The following is a 19,118-nucleotide window of genomic DNA, read 5'->3' as shown; positions in this document are numbered from 1 at the left end:
ATAATCCTAGCAAGTATTTCTAGTTTAGCCCCTCAAAATGACTAAAAAAGTTTGCTCTATTCCTAGGTAAGCTGTAAAATTGTGAAAAAAAGGAACAATTATGCAAAAAGGACATATTCTTCAGTTTGATTGCCAACAATGTCAGCAACAAGTCTCATTCTCGATCTTTGAACTTGATCAGCTTAGTCATAGCATCCAATGCCCTAGCTGCCATAAAAAATATGTTTTCCAAGATGAAACACTGATTAGGCAACTTAAAAAATTTGCTTTACTGTGCCGCCAAATTATCGATTCAGAAGAGATTTTAGGCAATACGGTAGTAGGTATTGATCTTTTAGATAAACATGTCAAAATTCCTTATAAATTGCTACTCACGCGCTTTACTTCTAGTTTAGACTTGCTAATAGGTGATCAACCTGTTAGCATCCGGTTTCGTATAGAACCTCTTAAAGATACTCCCTTAGAAAAGGAAATTCATCATGTCTAGTCAACTTGAACAGCTTAAACAAATAACTACTATTGTGGTAGATACGGGCGACATTGAGACTATAAAAAAGTTTACCCCTACAGATGCTACAACTAATCCCTCCTTAATTTTGGCTGCTACCCAGCAATCGCAGTATAAACATTTGCTTGATGACGCTGTCCAATACGCTAAAAAGAAAGCTGCCAATTCTAAAGAAATGCGTACTTTGATGATGGACAAGTTATTCGTTAACTTTGGGGTAGAAATTTTACGACTTGTTCCCGGACGAGTTTCAACGGAAGTGGATGCCCGCCTTTCATTTGATAGGGATGAGAGCATTCGTAGAGCACATACTCTTATAAAATTATATGAAGAAGCAGGGATCAAAAAGGAACGCGTGCTTATCAAATTAGCTTCTACCTGGGAAAGCACACGAGCAGCGCAAGAACTTGAAAATGAAGGCATTCATTGTAATATGACTTTATTATTCAGCTTACCACAAGCAATAGCTTGTGCGGACGTTAAAGCTACCCTTATCTCTCCTTTTGTAGGGCGCATTTTAGACTGGTATAAAAAGAATGAAAATGCAAGTAGTTATGCACCTTCAGAAGATCCAGGTGTGCAATCCGTTACCCAAATTTACAACTACTTGAAAAAATTTGGATACAAAACGCAAGTGATGGGTGCAAGTTTCCGCAATGTCGATGAAATTCTTGAACTTGCCGGCTGCGATCTGCTAACAATAGCCCCTTCTCTTTTAGAAAAGCTTAAAAATACTCAAGGCCCTGTTCCTCGTAAGCTTAATGCTGATCAAGCTCGTCATTTGAACTTAGAAAAAATTAATCTGGATGAGAAAAGTTTTCGTTTAATGTTAAATGACAATGCGATGGCTACAGAAAAATTAGCTGAGGGTATACGCAAATTTGCTGAAGATTTGGTTAAACTCGAGCAATATATGGCTGATAGCTATAGCTTATCTTTCTAAGTAGCTACTAACACTAGTCAATCGAGGTAGGAAGTTTAAAGTCTTTTTCAAATTCTATCTAAAAACTTTATAAACTTTCTACCTATAAGCTTTTCATAGGTGGGTAAAGCTTGTTTTTCTCTTTAGTGTCTATCTTTTTTGTCTATCTTTCCGCACAACTTTCCTGGATTAAAAGAGCAGTAGCAAAACGATAAGCCTGGTTAGGACCTACAAGGCAAAGGAGCAGCAAAAAAATTTTGCTTAAAAAGCTTGGAAATATTTGTTTACATTTGCAAAATTAAAAATAGAATCGTGCCATAAAAAACCCATCCCTCTACTACAAAAATCAGTCCATTTTATTTCTCATTCCTATTAGCGGCAACTTTCCAAACTCTATGGCGGCGCATCAAGCTATTTAAAAGTTTATGATTAAGAATAGTTTGGGATAAACTTTAAGCTAATGAGGATAAAACGAATACTCTTTGAAATACACACTTTAAATTAGACCTAGTAGCCATGACTTTAAAAAAGAGAGTTATCTAAGCTGTCGTGGTATTAAGGCGACTAGAAAGAAAGATAAGCTTTTTAACTTCTTGCTAAATAAAAAAACTATCCATCAAGTATAGACTCTTGATGGATAGTTAATACGCTTGGCAGAGGGTAGAGAATCACTCCCTCTTTTTAAAGGCAGTGAAGGTAGAAGCTTTATTATTTTACACAGAAACTTCTACAGGTTCATCTTCAAAGTCAAACAACAACTCTTCCTCGTGCTCTTTGTCGACAAACTTTTTAACTCGCTTATGATAGGCAAAGCCTGTTCCGCCCGGGATAATGTGTCCCATAATGACGTTTTCTTTAAAGCCCATCAAATAGTCAGTCTTGCCTGCACAAGCAGCTTCTGTCAATACACGGGTAGTATCTTGGAAAGAAGCAGCTGAAATAAAGGATTCGGTGCTCAATGAAGCTTTTGTAATACCCAACAGGACAGGAACTCCTTGCCCGGCTTTACCGCCTTCTTTAATCACCTTATTATTTTCTTGCTCAAATTCTCGTTTGTCTACCTCTTCACCAAACAACATACTTGTATCGCCTGGATCCAGCACACGCACTTTTTTGAGCATCTGGCGTACAATAATCTCAATATGTTTATCATTGATATCCACACCTTGGAGACGGTAAACCTCTTGTACTTGATTAACAAGATATTTCTGTAGTTCCCGTACCCCACACACTTCAAGAATTTCATGAGGGATGACTATGCCATCAGTCAGCTGTTGGCCTTTGATAACATGGTCGCCACGCTGAACGATTAAGTGCTTAGTGTGAGAAATGAGATGTTCTTCTTCCATTCCTGATACTTCATCACGCACTACGACTATTCGCTTGTTCTTTTGTACACCACGAAAATCTACCACCCCGTCAATTTTAGCTATTTCCGCAGAATCTTTCGGCTTGCGAGCTTCAAAGAGCTCAGCCACACGAGGAAGACCCCCTGTAATATCTTTCGTTTTCAAGGCTCCACGAGGCAATCTAGCAAGAAGCTTACCACCACTAGAATATTGTCCTTCAGCTACGGAAATAATAGCTCCAGAAGGAATAGGATAAGTACCTACAAGCTCTGTACATTCTTTATCGGCGTAGATTACAATTTGAGGATGAAGCTCACCACGGTGCTGCTTGACAACCAATTCCGTCTGACCCGTTTGCTTATTAACATCTCGTTCGGTAGAGATACCTTCCACAAGATCTTCATATTTAACGTAGCCCGGGCGATCGCAAATAATTGGAATATTATGTTGCTCCCACTCAGCAATTTTCTTACCTAGTTTCACTTTTGATCCATCGGGCACTAAAATTTTTGTACCCAATTCTACCGTGAAAGTTTGAAGAGCTTCAATTGATTTTGTGCTAAGCAATTTTTTATATTCTTCAATCGTTCGTCCTTCATCTCGGACAATGTTTAAAGACCCATTTTTGTTCAAAGCAATCCACAATCCCTCATCATTTTGTACAACGCGAAGATCCGTATAGATGACTATTCCTTCTTGTTCGGTAATAATCTCAGGGCTTACACTTGCTGAGGCGATACCACCTAAGTGGAAAGTACGCATGGTCAACTGTGTACCAGGCTCACCAATAGACTGCGCGGCAATAATACCTACTGCTTCACCCTGCCCAACAGTTCGCCCATTTGCCAAGTTAAGGCCGTAGCATTTTGAACATACTCCCCGGCGTGTTTCGCAGGTTAACACCGAACGAATCCTAATATGCTCAATACCTGAGTCATCAATAGCCTCAGCTTGTAGAATAGTCAAAATATCGCCTGCTTTAGCCAGTAATTTTGTGCTATCCCCGGGCAGATAAATTTCATCAGAGACAGTACGGCCGAAAATACGATCTTTTAAAGGCAATAACTCTTCCTGCCCTTGCTTAATAGCCGATACTTCAATACCATTTAAAGTTCCGCAATCCTCTTCGGTGATGATCACATCTTGGGCCACATCAACTAAACGACGAGTAAGATAGCCGGAGTCAGCAGTTTTTAAAGCTGTATCTGCCAGACCTTTACGGGCACCGTGAGAAGAGATCGAATATTCAAGAACAGTTAACCCTTCGCGGAAGTTTGAGGTAATAGGCGATTCGATAATTGCGCCTGACGGCTTTGCCATCAAACCACGCAACGCACCTAACTGCCTAATCTGTGACTTGTTACCACGTGCGCCGGAATCTAACATCATATACAAAGGGTTACGTTTGGAGTCTTTGACTTCTCCTACAAGTTTAAATAATTCTTCAGAAACTTGTTCAGAGACTTCTGTCCAAATACTGATAGTTTTAGAGTGTCGCTCTCCATCGGTGATAATCCCTTCTTCATACTGCTTTTTAACTTGGGCTACACGCTCATGAGCTTCTTGTAAAATTTTACCTTTAATCTCAGGAATGCGTACATCGCATACTCCCATCGATAAAGCAGCTTTGGTGGCTTCAGAAAAACCTAAGGATTTTAGATTGTCAAGAAAACGTACTGTGGCTTCCAACCCAGCTTTTTTATAACAATCCATGACTAGCTCTGACATCTTTTTCTTAGGCAAGCTATAATTTTGAAAACCCATTTCTTTAGGTACAATCATATTGAAAAGTACCCGTCCAGGTGTAGTTTCAATAATACCTGCTTCTGTTCTAACTTTGATTAACTCATGAATACGAACGCCACGGCTGTAATGCACTTTATTAGTGGCTTCATTATCAATACGCTTGCCACCTTTTTCGTCTTCATACCAGTTATAACTTCCGCTAGCATTTAAAGCCATTAACACTTCCTGAGCGTCTCGGAAGATACGTATTTTCTGTCCATGCTCTTCAGGGAAATAAAGAGGATCATGCATTAAATAATAAAGGCCGAGGGTCATATCTTGCGAAGGGACAGCTACGGGTTTACCCGAGGAAGGCAAGAAGATATTATCCGGAGCCATCATCAAAAGCTTAGCTTCCAATTGTGCTTCAATGGATAAAGGCACATAAACGGCCATTTGGTCTCCATCAAAGTCAGCATTAAATGCAGCGCAAACTAGAGGATGGATGCGGATAGCTTTTCCTTCTATGAGTACCGGTTCGAAAGCTTGAATACCTAGGCGGTGCAAGGTAGGTGCCCGGTTGAGTAGAACAGGATGCCCTTTAATGATATCTTCCAACACGTCCCACACCTCGGGTGCATGACGTTGAATCATCTTTTTAGCAGAGCGTATGGTATAAACATAGCCTAAATCTTTCAAGCGTTTCACAATAAAGGGCTCGAATAATTCAAGAGCCATTAGCTTGGGTAAACCGCATTGGTTAAACTTTAGCTCAGGGCCCACAATAATCACTGAACGTCCCGAGTAGTCTACCCTTTTACCCAAAAGATTTTGGCGGAAACGTCCTTGTTTACCTTTAAGCATTTCTGATAAGGATTTGAGAGGGCGGTTACCAGCTCCCATCACTGGATGTCCGTGACGGCCATTATCAAACAAAGCATCTACAGCTTCTTGCAGCATACGTTTTTCGTTACGGATAATCACTTCAGGGGTCTTTAGCTTAAGAATAGCTTTAAGACGATTATTGCGATTGATTACGCGACGGTAAAGATCGTTAAGATCAGAGGTCGCAAATCTACCACCATCTAAAGGAACAAGGGGTCTTAAATCAGGTGGAATGACAGGTACACATGCCATGACCATCCATTCAGGTTTATTAGTAGAGGAAACAAAGCTTTCTACAATTTTAAGACGCTTAGCTAACTTCATGCGCGCTTGCATGGATTTAGTTTTACGTAGTTTTTCTTTCAACTCAACTAAAACAGATTGTAAATCCTCTGTAGCCAGCAAATCGGCAACAGCTTCAGCACCCATTTTAGCTTTAAAAGAATCTCGGCCATATTGTTCTTGAGCTTCTCGGTATTCGACATCGTTGAGCAATTGTTTTTTCTCAAGGTCTGTATTACCTGGATCTGTAACTACATACTCTTCATAATAAATGACTCTTTCTAAATCGGTGGAAGACATACCTAAAACATTTCCAATACGCGAAGGCATAGTTTTGAAAAACCAAATATGCACGACTGGTACAGCTAATTCAATATGGGCCATTCTTTCGCGACGTACTTTGGAGAGAGTAACCTCGACACCACACCGATCGCAAACAATACCCTTATGCTTGATTTTTTTATATTTTCCGCAAGCGCATTCCCAATCGCGTGTAGGACCGAAAATCTTTTCACAAAACAAACCACCTTTTTCAGGCTTAAAAGTTCGATAATTAATCGTCTCAGGCTTTTTAATTTCTCCACGCGACCATTGATTTCTGATGATATCATCAGATGCAATTTTGATCGTGAGCTTATCAAATTGCTGCTCATCTCTTTGATTGTCTGTCATGCTTGTATCCTCTTAATAAATCTATTCAGTTATCACGGATTCTGTGCGAACATCAAGGCCTAAGCCTTGCATCTCTTTTATCAAAACGTTAAAGGATTCGGGTGTTCCTGCTTTAAGCAAATTATCACCTTTAACAATCGATTCGTATATACTTGTACGTCCCGACACGTCATCCGATTTAACCGTAAGTAACTCTTGCAACACATGTGCTGCACCGTAAGCTTCAGCCGCCCAAACTTCCATCTCACCAAAGCGCTGCCCTCCCATTTGTGCCTTACCACCCAACGGCTGTTGTGTAACCAACGAATAAGGTCCTACGGCGCGTGCGTGAATTTTATCAGCCACTAAGTGAGAGAGCTTTAAGATGTAAATGTAACCTACTACTACAGAGTTATCAAAACGTTCGCCTGTACATCCATCGTAGAGATAAAATTTCCCATCTCCTGGCATTCCTTGTGCTCTCATCATTTCCCAGATTTTTTCTTCTGGAAAACCTTCGAAAACAGGACTTTGCACCCAGATTCCTGCAGCACGAGCCGCAAAACCTAAGTGAGTTTCAAAAAGCTGACCCATGTTCATACGAGAAGGCACTCCAAGAGGATTGAGGATGACTTCAATGGGCCGGCCATCTTCCATATAAGGCATATCAGCTTCCCGCACAATTCTTGAGACCACCCCTTTGTTACCGTGGCGGCCTGCCATTTTATCTCCCACTTGTAATTTACGCTTAGAAGCTACGTAAACTTTAACTTGGCGTATAATACCGGGGTCTAAATCAGTATCCCCCTTCCTCATATGCTCTACTTCAGTTTTATACTGAGTGTCCAAGGTTTGCATGGCGATCGTGTAATCATGCAGAATTTGCTTAAGCGTTTGGAAAAGTTCATTATCAGGCGTCAGAAGATCTTCAATGTTCTCTTTTTCAATTGCTTCAATCATCTCTTGATTAATTAAAGAACCTTCTTCGAGAACAACTTCCGCAGTCTTGCGATGAACAATAGTACCTGGAGACATTTCATTTAATAGCAAGGCCCCTAAACGTTCGCGCCTTTCTATACGAATTTCATTAAGCTTAGCTTTGTATTCTTTTTGAATATCTTTCAAACGAGAAGCTTCTTCAACTAATTCATCATCGGTTTTAGATAAACGATCTCGCCTGCTGAAGACTTTTACATCCATGACTACGCCTTCAGTGCCGGGAGGCACTGTCAATGAAGCGTCTTTTACATCGGCCGCTTTCTCGCCAAAAATCGCGCGTAATAATCTTTCTTCGGGAGCAAGTTCAGTTTCAGACTTAGGTGTAATTTTACCAACGAGAATATCGCCTGGCTTTACCTCAGCACCTATGCGTATAATACCATCATCTCCTAAATTAAGTAAAGCCTCTTCTGATACGTTAGGAATGTCGCGTGTGATCTCTTCCTTACCCAATTTCGTATCGCGAGCTGTTAATTCAAACTCTTCGATATAAATTGAAGTGAAAGCATCCTCACGTAATAATTTTTCAGAAATGATAATGGCATCTTCAAAGTTATAGCCAAACCAAGGCATAAAGGCTACCAGTACGTTACGCCCAAGTGCAGCTTCACCTTTGTCTGTGGCAGGTCCGTCGGCAATTACATCGCCAGCTTTTATTTTATCTCCTACTTCTACAAGCGGTTGCTGATTAATACAGGTACCGGAGTTAGAACGTAAAAATTTCTTCAACAGATAAACTTTTTTCTCCATCCGATTATCCAAAGGAGAAATGACAATTTTTGTACCGTCCACATACTCCACAACCCCTTCTTCTTGCGCTATTACCACGGCGCCAGAATCCCTTGCAGCTCTTGCTTCTAATCCTGTTCCTACCAAAGGCGCTTCAGGTTTTAACAAAGGTACACCTTGACGTTGCATGTTAGAGCCCATCAAAGCCCGGTTAGCATCGTCATGTTCAAGAAAAGGAATTAATCCTGTCACAATAGAGACTAACTGTTTGGGGGAAACATCCATATGAGTAACTCGGGATGATTCAATTTCTAGCGGTTCACTGCGATAACGTGCCCATACGATTGAATCAGCAAACATATTATGTTCATCCAGGGTAGCAGAAGCCTGGGCAATTACACAGCGCTCTTCTTGATCTGCAGTCATGTACTCGATCTCTTCTGTGACTATGCCATTTCGCACAATTAGATAAGGGGTTTCAATAAAACCAAACTCATTAATCTTAGCAAAAGAAGATAAAGAGGTAATTAGACCAATATTCGGGCCTTCAGGAGTTTCAATGGGGCAAATTCTTCCATAGTGGCTTGTATGCACGTCGCGAACTTCAAAGCCAGCGCGGTCTCGATTCAGGCCGCCAGGTCCAAGCGAAGAAAGACGACGTTTGTGGGTAAGCTCAGCAATGGGGTTAGTTTGATCCATAAACTGAGACAATTGTGAGCGACCAAAGAAGTCTTTAAGCACACCCGAAAGGCCTTTTGCGGAAACAATTTTGCCAGGAGTCAAGGTATCCGAAGACAGATCAAAAAGATTCATTCTTTCTCGAATAATTTTCTCCATACGAGCCAAGCCAATACGACATTGGTTTTGAATTAATTCGCCCACAGAACGTACGCGACGATTACCTAAATGGTCAATATCATCAATATTAACATCATCGCGACCTTGCTTAAGACGAATTAAATACTTTAAAGCACCAATCACATCTTCTTTCGTCAGAGTGACTGTTTGGAGCTGTTCATCAGTAAGCTCCAGGCCCAATTTTGAGTTAAGCTTATAACGACCTACACGGCCTAAATTATAGCGCTTGGGATCAAAGAATAAACGCATAATAGCAGAACGGGCGTTCGACAAAGTAGCAGGTTCACCAGGACGAATTTTGCGATAAAAATCTTTCAGAGCTGATTCATAGGAATCTGTAGAATCCTTTGCTAACATTTTAATGATAGGGCTTGTTTCATCGGCATCTTCAGCAATACGAATAACTTCAATACCTGAGTCTATCATTCGCTTTAACATGGCTGTAGTTAATTTTTCTGCTGCTTTACCAAATATTAAACCACTATCTTCATCGATAACGTCTTGCGCAAGGATTTTACCTACATATTTAACAAATTCTTTTTCGTTTTTAATCTTAACTTTGCGGGTGCTAAAAAATTCTTCAATAATATCTGTATTGGTCGAGTATCCCAAAGCACGAATAAAAGTTGTGGCCAAAATCTTACGACGTCTTTTCTTACGATCGATGTAGATATGGATAAGATCATTGCTATCGAATGCGCCTTCTAGCCAGCTTCCCCTATAAGGAATAATGCGGAAAGAATAGATAACATTTCCTCTTGTATGCCGCTCCTGCTCAAAGCTAATTCCAGGAGAGCGATGCAACTGAGAAACAACTACGCGCTCAGCACCATTAATAATAAAGGTACCTTTATCCGTCATTACAGGGATAGTGCCCATGTACACTTCTTCTTCCTTGATCCCTGTCTCGTCTGTTAAACGGAACTTAACCTTTAGCGTGACGTTATAAGAAATTCCTCGGCGAATACACTCCTCGGGAGTATACTTAGGAACACCAAGGCTATAAGAGATGTATTCTAAAATAGTCTTTTCGTCATAAGACTTAATAGGAAACAGCTCGCTAAACACCTCCTGCAAACCGATATTTTCGCGCTCATCCGCGAACTTATTAGCTTGAAGGAACTGATTGTAAGATTTTATTTGGATTTCAATAAGGTTCGGAAGATCAATAATTTCTTTTTTATTGATAAAACTCATGCGTTGCGGCGGCCTTTTCAACATTCTGAAGGTCTCCCTGTGTAACTTAACTTAATTGTTTGGATGATAGGTATGGAATTAAAGATAGACTGATATTTACTCATAGTATCTACCACTAGCCATAAAGGACGGATATATCGACTATATTTTTCAAGAACCAAAATATCAATTCCTAATTTACAGTTTTAATTCTATACCAAAAAGCCAAACTTAAAAATAGATGAGCCCAGGTAGGGGAATATTAATTCCACTACCTGGGTGATAAAACTCAAAAAAACTTTCTTAGAGTCCTTTGAGTGTAACCTTAGCACCTGCAGTTTCTAGCTTCTTCTTAATATCTTCAGCTTCTGCCTTTGGGGCTGTTTCTTTGACCACTTTTGGAGCACCGTCTACTAGTTCTTTAGCTTCTTTTAAGCCAAGACCTGTAATCTCGCGTACAACCTTAATGACACCGATTTTTTTATCAGCTGGGGATTCAACCAAAGTCACTTGAAAATCAGTTGCTTCTGGAGCAGCAGGCGCAGCAGCTGCAGGTGCAGCAACTGCCACAGCAGCAGCAGCGGCCTTAACGCCCCACTTGTCTTCAAGCATAGTTTTCAACTCAGACATCTCTAATACGCTCAATTCGCTGAGGGTATTGACTAAATCTTCTGTTTTTTTACTCACAGTACTACCTCTTTAATTTCTAAAAACTTTATGTTAATGGGTTAATTATTATCTTCGCCGGCTTGCTTACATTTATTGTCCAAACAGTAAACCACGCTTGACAACACTGCATCCATGACTGCCAATGTCTCAGACATCGGTGCTTGAAGAACGCCAAGTAGCTGCGCACGCATTTCATCTTTATTGGGCAGCTTAGCTAAGGCCTCCATTTCAGCTGCATTGTACAGTTGGCCTTCAAAACGGCCACCAATCACTTCAACAACTTTACCATTGTCCTGGCTAAACTTATATACATACTTTGCTGTATCAAGCGGCTCATGCCCTGCCAAAACAATTCCTATATGCCCTTCTAGTGAGTCTATATCTATATCAAGCCCTGCTGCTTTAGCTGCTTTCACTAAAATACGCTTACGCACAACTTCAATGAAGCCACCCTGCTTAGCTAGGTCGCCACGAAATTCGTTAGCTTTATTAGCTGTAAAGCCTCTGTAGCGCATGATCAAAAAAGAATCATTTTTCTGAATATGATCTTGTACTTCATCTAAAAGGAGCTGCTTTTCTTCTCTCATAAAATAACTCCTTTAAGCTTGCTCAATTGCACGCAGGTCGATTTTTAAGCCGGGCCCCATCGTAGAGGAGAGGTACGCAGACTTCATAAATTGTCCCTTCGCTGCAGCTGGTTTGGACTTCTGCACAGCATGCAAAAATGCCATTATGTTTTCTTCAAGTTTATCATGCGCAAAAGACAGCTTACCCAATCCATTGTTAATCATTCCATGGCGATCCACTTTGAACTCAATTTTACCGGCTTTGAGCTCATGAATAGCTTTAACGATATCAGTGGTTACGGTGCCAGCTTTGGGTGTTGGCATGAGTCCTCGAGGGCCAAGAACTTTACCTAACTTACCTACTTCACGCATCATATCTGGGGTGGCAATAACGGCATCAAAGCCGCTCCATCCCCCGCTAACTTTTTCTAAAAGTTCATCGTCACCTGCGTAGTCGGCTCCAGCTGCTAAGGCTTCTTTAACCTTTTCACCTCTGGCAAAAACGAGTATTGAAATCGTTTTTCCTGTACCATTCGGTAGTGATACAGTTCCGCGGACATGTTGATCCGTTCTACGAGGGTCCACGCCCATTTTTAAAGCCACGTCAAGCGTCTGATCAAATTTAACAGGCGGACATTTCTTTAAAATTTCGACAGCTTCTTTAACAGTGTATGTCTTAGTCACATCCACTTGTTTTGCTGCCTCCCGAATTCTTTTGCTTTGGCGACCCATATTCTCTTTTTGTTTATAAGTTTATTCAGCGACTAACTCTAAGCCCATGGAACGTGCCGTTCCTAGAACGATATGTGTAGCAGCTTCTAAATCGCGTGCATTCATGTCTTGAATTTTTTCTTCAGCCACTTTTAACGCTTGCGCCTTAGTAATTTTGCCCACTTTGTCTCGATTAGGTACGGCCGACCCTTTTGCTACGCCTGTTGCTTTTTTCAATAGTTCTGCTACAGGGGGCTTTTTTGTAATAAATGTGAAGCTTTTATCAGCATACACAGTGATGACGACGGGCAAAATATCTCCTGCCATCGCCTGAGTTTTAGCATTATATTCCTTGCAAAATGCCATAATATTCACACCGGCAGAACCGAGTGCTGGACCAATAGGTGGAGCTGGATTAGCTTTCCCTGCTGGAATTTGCAACTTAATAATTTTAACAACTTTTTTTGCCATAATTTCCTTCTATCCACCATTCATCTTAACATGTGACACCCCGAGGCAGGGAACTGAAGCAGCTAAAGCATCAAAGCTGAGTTTTCTGTCACACTCATTTTATATTATCTTATTGACATCTTCATGATAGTGCTATTTAAAACCCTATCTCTTTATGATCTCTAGCTTGATTCTGCTTCTTCGTTAATTTCTTCCACTTGTACAAATTCTAGATCATCCACACGTGTATCACGCCCGAAAATAGAAACTAATACACTCAAACGGCCTTTATCATGGAAGACTTCAGAGACGGTTCCAATAAAGTTAACGAATACGCCATCGATAATTTTAACTTTGTCGCCTATTTCAAATTTGTGGCGCTGAGTAACTTTTTGTTTTTTATCTTCCAAATCTCTAAGAATTTCTTCAACCTCAGCATCAGATAAGGCTGTAGGTTTGTCTCCACCTAAAAACTCAATGACTCCTGCAGTCTGCTTAACATAATGCCAAGATTCATCCGTTAGAGTCATTTTTACAAGGAGATAACCCGGCCATAAACGTCTTTCAATAATTTTCTGTTGTCCTTTTTTGACCTCAGAAACATTTTCAATGGGCAGCAATATTTTTTCGATAAGCTCGCTCATGCCTTTGAGGTCTCGGTGCTCCTCTAATGCTTTCTTGACTTTTTTTTCATGTGTAGAGAAAACCTGTACGACATACCATTTGTGCATTTACCACCGCCGTTATTAATCTTAAACTACTAAACGCAAAGCCGACTCTAAAAACCAAAGGCACGCTTGAATGAGTAAATCCATAAAATATATACCCATCCCACAAAAAAATGTGGCACCGACCACAATAAGAGTATAAGTTTTTAATTCTTCCGGATTCGTCCAGTTAATACGTTTAAGTTCAGCTTTAATTTCACTAATAAAGTCGGCTACTTGTATTTTTTTATTAGCCGTCACAGTTTCTTTATTTTTAGAGGTATTAAGGGCAGGCTGTTGTTTTTTCTTTGCTTCCATTGATTTTACTTCGACTACCATATTTTACCTCCAATATACTCTCGTTGTGATTACTTCACTACGAGTGCGGAGGGATTCGAACCCCCGACCGGCGGCTTTGGAGACCGCTGCTCTACCAGCTGAGCTACACACCCTCATCATTAAGGTAAGTGTGTAGAAAATTGTAGGCTACCCACCTATTTCTCTACACACTCACACTAACACTTACTTGATAATCTCTGATACTGTACCAGCACCGATAGTATGTCCGCCTTCACGAATAGCAAAGCGCATACCTTTTTCCATGGCCACTGGAGCAATTAATTTAACGATAATTTCCACGTTATCACCAGGCATCACCATTTCTACACCTGCTGGCAATTCAATGGTACCGGTTACGTCTGTCGTACGGAAGTAAAATTGAGGACGATAACCTGTAAAGAAAGGTTTCTTACGGCCACCTTCTTCTTTAGTCAACACGTATACAGGCGCTTTGAACTCAGTATGAGGAGTGCAAGTACCCGGAGCTGCTAACACCATTCCACGCTCGATATCCGTCTTTTCAAGACCGCGAAGAAGAAGACCGACGTTTTCACCGGCACGTGCTTCATCCATAGACTTGTTAAACATCTCTACCCCTGTCGCTACAGTATCGCGTGTTTCACCTAGCCCGACCAACTGTAACTTATCGTTTAATTTGACTATTCCTCGCTCTACACGACCAGTAGCTACTGTACCACGTCCAGAAATTGAGAACACATCTTCAACAGGCATTAAGAAAGGCTTATCAATTTCTCGTGTAGGTGTAGGAATTTGCTGATCAACAGTACGCATTAACTGCTTAACTGCTTCCACATATTTTTCATCCCCTTCGAGAGCTTTTAAGGCAGATCCTCTAACAATAGGCACATCTTTATAGCCTTTAGATTCGAGTAACTCATGTAATTCTAATTCCACCAAGTCAAGTAACTCTTGATCGCTTTCACCTAGCATATCTACTTTGTTAAGAAAGACAACAATCGCAGGAACTTGCATCTGACGAGCCAATAAGATATGCTCGCGCGTTTGAGGCATGGCACCGTCTGTGGCAGCTACCACAAGTATAGCACCATCCATTTGTGCAGCACCAGTAATCATGTTTTTTACATAATCAGCGTGGCCTGGGCAGTCAACGTGTGCATAGTGACGAGCATCTGTTTCATATTCCACGTGAGTGGAGTTGATAGTGATACCACGTGCTTTTTCTTCAGGTGTATTATCGATTGAAGCATAGTCTCTAAAAGTTGCCCCGCCTGCTTCAGCCAATACTTTTGTTATAGCGGCTGTTAAGGTTGTTTTGCCATGGTCGACGTGGCCAATAGTGCCCACGTTTACGTGAGGCTTATTACGTTGAAATGATTGTTTTGCCATTATATCCTCCGTTAAACTCCAGTAAGGACGTTAATATATTTATTATTTTCTTTTTTGCCCAGAAAAGGAATTGAACCTTCGACCGCTTGCTTACCATGCAAGTGCTCTACCACTGAGCTATCTGGGCAAGCAATTTTTGTCTGCAAACTCAAAAGCATAAAAGTTTAGCTTTTTTTATATAAAAGATCAACAATTATCAGGATCTTCCATATTCTTAACGTTGGCGGAAAATTATCCGAGCTTTCGTTAAATCATAAGGAGACATCTCTACAGTCACCACATCTCCTACTAAAACACGAATATTTTTCATTCGCATTTTTCCACATAGATGGGCTATAACCTTTAAGCCATTTTGTAAGGACACTCTAAAGGTCATATTTGGAAGCAGCTCTTCTACAGTGCCGTCCAATTTAATAGTATCTTCTTTTGCCATGCTATATTTGGGTTTATGTCTTTGAAGAAATAGAAACGATTTATTTAGTGTAGAATAAATTAACACAAATTTGTTAAATGTCAAGCATAAATGTATAATCCATGGAAATTATTTTACTTTGGGGGGATATCACTTGGCTAATCTCCTTCTAGCTTTTCTGCTATATTGCAAACACCTTCTTGTAAGGACGAGTTTTTATATTTATCTTAAGGCTTAAGGACTCAACGTCTACCTTTTGTTAAGAATTTTTGATTGCACTTCTCTTTGCCTAACATCCTTACATGACCTAATGAATATTTAAAACCAGGCTTCTGCAAGCTCTTTCTGCAGGTAACTTACCAGTACTTTTATCTTCACTAGTCCCTTTAAGCTATTCCTATTTCCCTTTGCGAATAAGGATAAAAAAACATTCCTCTTTTTAATTTTTCAGTTTAGGAGAACAGAAGTTAAACATTATTCTAGAGGATTAAAGGCTGACCTATGAAATCTACAAAGCTAGAGAAAAATTTAATATGGTAAATAAACGATAGGAGAGCTATTATTTCCTTAGGATAGTCAATCACTTTACGCAGGCTCTTTATTCAAAGAATGCAGGCTCTTTATTCAAAGAATAAGGGGCGATAAATTAAAAGCTTTTATTTTTTGCAAAAACTTGCTAGCTGCAGTTTATTTAAACTTGGTTAGGTTTGCTATTTCTTAAATTTTTTAGCTTTAAGATAAAGTAGATAGTAGAGCTATATATTAAATTTGATAAAATGTTGTTTCCTTATGTCACCAACCTTTGAAAGAAAGCAAAACGAATTAAAAGCTCTTTTTGCAGCTTGTCCTGATGAAGAGTCTAAATACAAAAAGATCATTGAAATGGGTCGAACACTAACAAAGCTGGAACTCCATCGTAAAACCTCTGAGAATATTGTTAAAGGCTGCCAAAGTGCCATGTATTTACACTCTTTTTTAAAAGAAGGAAACGTCTATTTTGAAGTGGAGTCTGAAGCTTTAATTTCTGCCGGGCTAGCAGCTCTTCTTGTGTATGTCTATAATGGAGAGACACCAGAATCTATTTTAACCTGTGCACCCACATTCTTAGAAGACTTGGGTATTCGGGCTAGCCTAACACCTAGCCGTGCCAACGGCCTCTACAGTGTACATCTACGCATGAAACAAGATGCCCTCCGATTATTAACAGCTAAGTAAATAGCTTATTGCCCGCTAACCTAAATATTAAATTTTCTTAACCCAAGCCTCTACCCGCTTCTTGCAGGGCTTTTGCAATTTTACAGGTAGAGCCAGCCTTAAGCTACCTACAAGAAGATAAGCGTAAAAATTAAGATACAAAGCACTTAAGACAGGATGAAAAAACTAAAACTTCAGGTCACTTAAAGAAAAGGCCCCTCAATCTTTTTTATTGGCTGGCAGCTAACTACTTCATCAAGACGGATTTATTTCCTTACGTGTTTCAAATTCCAGCTTCCATTGACGTCCATCTGCTGATACACACCATAGCTCCAGTACACCCAATTCTGTCATCCGAGACTTTAACTTAACATTAATCACTTTTCCATCTCCTTCCATACGGTCTAGGCAGGCTTCCATGCTAGGTAACTCGGTCAGCTCCTGTTTCCAATTTTTAACTACGGTTCCTACGGAAGGTTCTATACCACTGGACAACGTTTTAGTTGCATGGCTAAAAAAGCGAAAGGTAGCTGTCTGTCCTACTACGAGGGCAAATTCCTGATCCGGTAAATCTTGTTCTGAGCCTTCTTCCATGCCAAAAGGTACTACACACACAGCTTTAAGAGGGGGTGTAATACCGGGCACGGCCAAGGTAGCCTCTTCTACGCCCACATAAAAGCTGCGGCTTGTACCGCTTTTAATTCTTATGGTCTGCCCTCGACAAGCAAGCCCATAGCTAACAGCTCCATAGCTCACAGCATAATCCAGATCGCCGTCTGCCAATACTTTTACCGTTTCTCTATGCATTTTTGTAGCCCAATAATTAAGTTGCTCTACCACTCTTTGGCAAAACGCTTCTGCTTTCATGGTTCCCCCGTTAAAGAGGACAGCGGTAGGCATTAGAAAATTATCCATGCTTGAGCTTTCACTTTCACCGGTCATAGACAAAAATTTAGCTAATTGACAGGTTATACGCGCATCTTGCGCATAAGGTAAGCCGATCTGCTGCAAGCCTAAACGTTTTTCATGATGAGCACGCTCTTCGAGAGGTACTATAGGCATAAAACCTTGCAAAATTAATTCTTGGGCTTCTGGCAAGGTTATAAATGTTTTTAAAGAATTGGCTATTAGTTTACGTCCTCTCCCCATGATAGTGATATCCACTTGCTGAGAGGGCTCTGCCGAAAACAGTTGTTCCTTTGCTTGCCGGCAAGCATGTGTTAAAGCTTTAAGCTGCCACCCATCAATAGAATGGCCTTGCTCTTCTAATTTAGATTTTGCAAGGTAAGCTAACGCTAGATCCATATTGTCTCCACCCAGTAATAGATGAGATCCTACGGCAATGCGGTTTAATCCTACCTCTCCTTCTTGGTCAATTACGGAGATGACACTAAAATCGGTAGTTCCTCCCCCAATATCTACTACTAAAATATGATCTCCCACTTTAAGGATTTTACGCCATTTTTGGGCATGCCTATGCAACCATGCATAAAAGGCTGCCTGAGGTTCTTCCAGAAGAATAATAGCGGGATATTCTGCTAAAGCTGCAGCTTCTTCGACAAGTTGGCGAGCTCGCGGATCAAAAGAGGCAGGAACCGTAATTAGGATCTGCTGCTCTTTAAATGGAACTTGCGGCATATTTTTTTCCCATGCTAAGCGCATGTGCCGCAATAATTCCGAACAAGCCTGCAAAGGACTTATTTTTGAGCTCTCTTCGTCCAAATCTGTAGGAAGGAGGGGGGCATGGGGATTGATGCCAGGATGACAAAGCCAGGATTTTGCTGATGAAATGAGCCGAGCAGGCAGCTCAGCCCCTCTATTACGAGCATACGATCCTACACACTTATTAGAGCTAAAAAAATCTGCTAGCTCTAGAGGAATTGCAGAAAGCTCCTCTGATAAGGGAAAATATAAAAAAGAGGGAAGAGCTTTACTCTCACCTAAGGTTGTAGCCTCCATGACCTGTGGAATAGAAAATTGATGAATGACGGAGCTATTATCATCAGCTTGCGTATAAGCTAAAGTACAATTAGTCGTTCCAAGATCAATACCGATAATATAATGGCTAGAAGAGACCATGATTAAAATACCTTATATACAATATATAGAGAGAAAAATAGTTTCTTTAATTATCCTTTAACTTCAATTTCTGCAGGGCAAATAATTTCGGAGGCTTGTTCTGCCATTTTCATAGGCAAAGATCGTTTATGAGCTTTCCAGCCTTGGTGAACAATAGTCCCTAGGTAGGGAGGCTCTCCCTTAACTTGGCCCGATACTTTTATAGCTGTAGTATCATATCCTTTGGGTACTGTAACCATTGCTCCCTCTTTTTCTAGCATGATAGGACGTATGGTTACCAGTTCTTCCAAGTTCTTACTACATTCTTGATGTATTTGGCGTACAGCCGCACCTACCTGAGCATCAGTAAAAGCATGAATATCTTCTTTTAAAAAATCAATAAGCCGCCCTGACTGTTGCAATAAAGCAAGCAAGCGCAAATGTGAATAGTCTTGCTTGATACTTTCTAAATTTTTCACCGAATCGTCTAAAAAAACTAGAGCCTTAGTGGGCTCCTTCCAAGCTTTAATAAATGCTTTTATAGCTAATAAAAAACGCAT

General features: G+C 40.5%; 15 protein-coding genes and 2 tRNA genes. 3 read left to right on the top strand and 14 right to left on the bottom strand.

All coding sequences use genetic code 11. The features are described 5' to 3' along the window. Positions 1-100: 100 nt before the first annotated feature. Positions 101-487 carry a hypothetical protein gene (locus TY21_RS02150; RefSeq protein ID WP_039385528.1) on the top strand — a complete coding sequence of 129 codons (387 nt, stop codon included), beginning with the start codon at positions 101-103 and terminating at the stop codon, positions 485-487. Further along, positions 480-1,451, top strand: coding sequence for a transaldolase (gene tal / locus TY21_RS02145; protein ID WP_164480474.1), 972 nt, complete (start codon positions 480-482; stop codon positions 1,449-1,451). Before TY21_RS02150 ends, tal begins: the two co-directional genes overlap by 8 nt. A 692-nt stretch (positions 1,452-2,143) precedes the next feature. Here tal and rpoC read toward each other — a convergent pair. From rpoC to infA, 12 genes are all read right to left on the bottom strand, one after another. Next, the gene (rpoC, locus tag TY21_RS02140) at positions 2,144-6,343 is read right to left on the bottom strand and encodes a DNA-directed RNA polymerase subunit beta' (RefSeq protein ID WP_042244069.1); all 4,200 of its coding nucleotides are present in this window, start codon (positions 6,341-6,343) and stop codon (positions 2,144-2,146) included. A gap of 21 nt (positions 6,344-6,364) precedes the next feature. Beyond that, positions 6,365-10,126, bottom strand: coding sequence for a DNA-directed RNA polymerase subunit beta (rpoB, locus tag TY21_RS02135; protein WP_042244108.1), 3,762 nt, complete (start codon positions 10,124-10,126; stop codon positions 6,365-6,367). Positions 10,127-10,387: 261 nt separating this feature from the next. Next, positions 10,388-10,771 (bottom strand): 50S ribosomal protein L7/L12, encoded by a 384-nt coding sequence (gene rplL, locus TY21_RS02130; RefSeq protein WP_039385535.1) that lies wholly within the window; start codon positions 10,769-10,771, stop codon positions 10,388-10,390. Positions 10,772-10,812: 41 nt separating this feature from the next. Beyond that, positions 10,813-11,340: a 50S ribosomal protein L10 gene (gene rplJ / locus TY21_RS02125; protein ID WP_042244067.1), complete on the bottom strand. Its 528-nt coding sequence runs from the start codon at positions 11,338-11,340 to the stop codon at positions 10,813-10,815. A 12-nt stretch (positions 11,341-11,352) separates the two neighbouring features. Then, a complete protein-coding gene (gene rplA / locus TY21_RS02120; RefSeq protein WP_039385539.1) occupies positions 11,353-12,051 on the bottom strand; it encodes a 50S ribosomal protein L1 in 699 nt (232 codons plus the stop codon). A gap of 21 nt (positions 12,052-12,072) precedes the next feature. Beyond that, positions 12,073-12,501: a 50S ribosomal protein L11 gene (gene rplK, locus TY21_RS02115; RefSeq protein WP_039385540.1), complete on the bottom strand. Its 429-nt coding sequence runs from the start codon at positions 12,499-12,501 to the stop codon at positions 12,073-12,075. 161 nt (positions 12,502-12,662) lie between these two features. Beyond that, on the bottom strand, positions 12,663-13,211 hold the full coding sequence (gene nusG, locus TY21_RS02110) for a transcription termination/antitermination protein NusG (protein WP_039385542.1): 549 nt from the start codon (positions 13,209-13,211) through the stop codon (positions 12,663-12,665). A gap of 21 nt (positions 13,212-13,232) precedes the next feature. Then, a complete protein-coding gene (gene secE, locus TY21_RS02105) occupies positions 13,233-13,526 on the bottom strand; it encodes a preprotein translocase subunit SecE (RefSeq protein WP_052354677.1) in 294 nt (97 codons plus the stop codon). Positions 13,527-13,566: 40 nt separating this feature from the next. Further along, positions 13,567-13,639: transfer RNA gene (locus tag TY21_RS02100), tRNA-Trp, on the bottom strand. 70 nt (positions 13,640-13,709) lie between these two features. Next, a complete protein-coding gene (tuf, locus tag TY21_RS02095; RefSeq protein ID WP_130589489.1) occupies positions 13,710-14,894 on the bottom strand; it encodes an elongation factor Tu in 1,185 nt (394 codons plus the stop codon). Positions 14,895-14,949: 55 nt separating this feature from the next. Then, a tRNA-Thr gene (locus TY21_RS02090) sits at positions 14,950-15,021 on the bottom strand. An 87-nt stretch (positions 15,022-15,108) separates the two neighbouring features. Further along, a complete protein-coding gene (gene infA, locus TY21_RS02085; protein ID WP_039385545.1) occupies positions 15,109-15,327 on the bottom strand; it encodes a translation initiation factor IF-1 in 219 nt (72 codons plus the stop codon). A 768-nt stretch (positions 15,328-16,095) separates the two neighbouring features. On the opposite strand from infA, the gene TY21_RS02080 reads away from it, so the two are divergent. Then, positions 16,096-16,521: a SufE family protein gene (locus TY21_RS02080; RefSeq protein ID WP_042244043.1), complete on the top strand. Its 426-nt coding sequence runs from the start codon at positions 16,096-16,098 to the stop codon at positions 16,519-16,521. A 234-nt stretch (positions 16,522-16,755) separates the two neighbouring features. Here TY21_RS02080 and TY21_RS02075 read toward each other — a convergent pair whose 3' ends face one another. Both TY21_RS02075 and TY21_RS02070 read right to left on the bottom strand, forming a co-directional pair. Next, positions 16,756-18,579, bottom strand: coding sequence for an Hsp70 family protein (locus TY21_RS02075; RefSeq protein ID WP_042244041.1), 1,824 nt, complete (start codon positions 18,577-18,579; stop codon positions 16,756-16,758). A gap of 50 nt (positions 18,580-18,629) precedes the next feature. Next, positions 18,630-19,118: a DUF2760 domain-containing protein gene (locus TY21_RS02070; protein WP_042244039.1), complete on the bottom strand. Its 489-nt coding sequence runs from the start codon at positions 19,116-19,118 to the stop codon at positions 18,630-18,632.

Origin of the sequence: Neochlamydia sp. S13 (assembly GCF_000648235.2) — a bacterium.
Classification (GTDB): domain Bacteria; phylum Chlamydiota; class Chlamydiia; order Chlamydiales; family Parachlamydiaceae; genus Neochlamydia.
This window is presented reverse-complemented; position numbering and strand designations above follow the sequence as displayed.